Origin of the sequence: Haemophilus sp. HMSC066A11, assembly GCF_001811665.1 — a bacterium.
In the GTDB taxonomy this organism is placed as follows: Bacteria; Pseudomonadota; Gammaproteobacteria; order Enterobacterales; family Pasteurellaceae; genus Haemophilus; species Haemophilus influenzae.
Window position 1 is genome coordinate 1 of the sequence record NZ_KV805892.1, and the last position, 2,044, is coordinate 2,044.

1 pseudogene is annotated in these 2,044 nt (G+C 38.7%); it reads left to right on the top strand.

The window, feature by feature from the left end:
- A pseudogene (hmw1A, locus tag HMPREF2813_RS08285) lies at nucleotides 1–2,044 on the top strand (adhesin Hmw1A); the annotation flags it as partial.

Here is a 2,044-nt window from a genome sequence, read left to right on the forward strand (position 1 = left end):
TATCGCTAAAACCGGTGGTTTTGTGGAGACGTCGGGGCATGATTTATTCATCAAAGACAATGCAATTGTTGACGCCAAAGAGTGGTTGTTAGACCCGGATAATGTATCTATTAATGCAGAAACAGCAGGACGCAGCAATACTTCAGAAGACGATGAATACACGGGATCCGGGAATAGTGCCAGCACCCCAAAACGAAACAAAGAAAAGACAACATTAACAAACACAACTCTTGAGAGTATACTAAAAAAAGGTACCTTTGTTAACATCACTGCTAATCAACGCATCTATGTCAATAGCTCCATTAATTTATCCAATGGCAGCTTAACTCTTTGGAGTGAGGGTCGGAGCGGTGGCGGCGTTGAGATTAACAACGATATTACCACCGGTGATGATACCAGAGGTGCAAACTTAACAATTTACTCAGGCGGCTGGGTTGATGTTCATAAAAATATCTCACTCGGGGCGCAAGGTAACATAAACATTACAGCTAAACAAGATATCGCCTTTGAGAAAGGAAGCAACCAAGTCATTACAGGTCAAGGGACTATTACCTCAGGCAATCAAAAAGGTTTTAGATTTAATAATGTCTCTCTAAACGGCACTGGCAGCGGACTGCAATTCACCACTAAAAGAACCAATAAATACGCTATCACAAATAAATTTGAAGGGACTTTAAATATTTCAGGGAAAGTGAACATCTCAATGGTTTTACCTAAAAATGAAAGTGGATATGATAAATTCAAAGGACGCACTTACTGGAATTTAACCTCCTTAAATGTTTCCGAGAGTGGCGAGTTTAACCTCACTATTGACTCCAGAGGAAGCGATAGTGCAGGCACACTTACCCAGCCTTATAATTTAAACGGTATATCATTCAACAAAGACACTACCTTTAATGTTGAACGAAATGCAAGAGTCAACTTTGACATCAAGGCACCAATAGGGATAAATAAGTATTCTAGTTTGAATTACGCATCATTTAATGGAAACATTTCAGTTTCGGGAGGGGGGAGTGTTGATTTCACACTTCTCGCCTCATCCTCTAACGTCCAAACCCCCGGTGTAGTTATAAATTCTAAATACTTTAATGTTTCAACAGGGTCAAGTTTAAGATTTAAAACTTCAGGCTCAACAAAAACTGGCTTCTCAATAGAGAAAGATTTAACTTTAAATGCCACCGGAGGCAACATAACACTTTTGCAAGTTGAAGGCACCGATGGAATGATTGGTAAAGGCATTGTAGCCAAAAAAAACATAACCTTTGAAGGAGGTAACATCACCTTTGGCTCCAGGAAAGCCGTAACAGAAATCGAAGGCAATGTTACTATCAATAACAACGCTAACGTCACTCTTATCGGTTCGGATTTTGACAACCATCAAAAACCTTTAACTATTAAAAAAGATGTCATCATTAATAGCGGCAACCTTACCGCTGGAGGCAATATTGTCAATATAGCCGGAAATCTTACCGTTGAAAGTAACGCTAATTTCAAAGCTATCACAAATTTCACTTTTAATGTAGGCGGCTTGTTTGACAACAAAGGCAATTCAAATATTTCCATTGCCAAAGGAGGGGCTCGCTTTAAAGACATTGATAATTCCAAGAATTTAAGCATCACCACCAACTCCAGCTCCACTTACCGCACTATTATAAGCGGCAATATAACCAATAAAAACGGTGATTTAAATATTACGAACGAAGGTAGTGATACTGAAATGCAAATTGGCGGCGATGTCTCGCAAAAAGAAGGTAATCTCACGATTTCTTCTGACAAAATCAATATTACCAAACAGATAACAATCAAGGCAGGTGTTGATGGGGAGAATTCCGATTCAGACGCGACAAACAATGCCAATCTAACCATTAAAACCAAAGAATTGAAATTAACGCAAGACCTAAATATTTCAGGTTTCAATAAAGCAGAGATTACAGCTAAAGATGGTAGTGATTTAACTATTGGTAACACCAATAGTGCTGATGGTACTAATGCCAAAAAAGTAACCTTTAACCAGGTTAAAGATTCAAAAATCTCTGCTGACGGT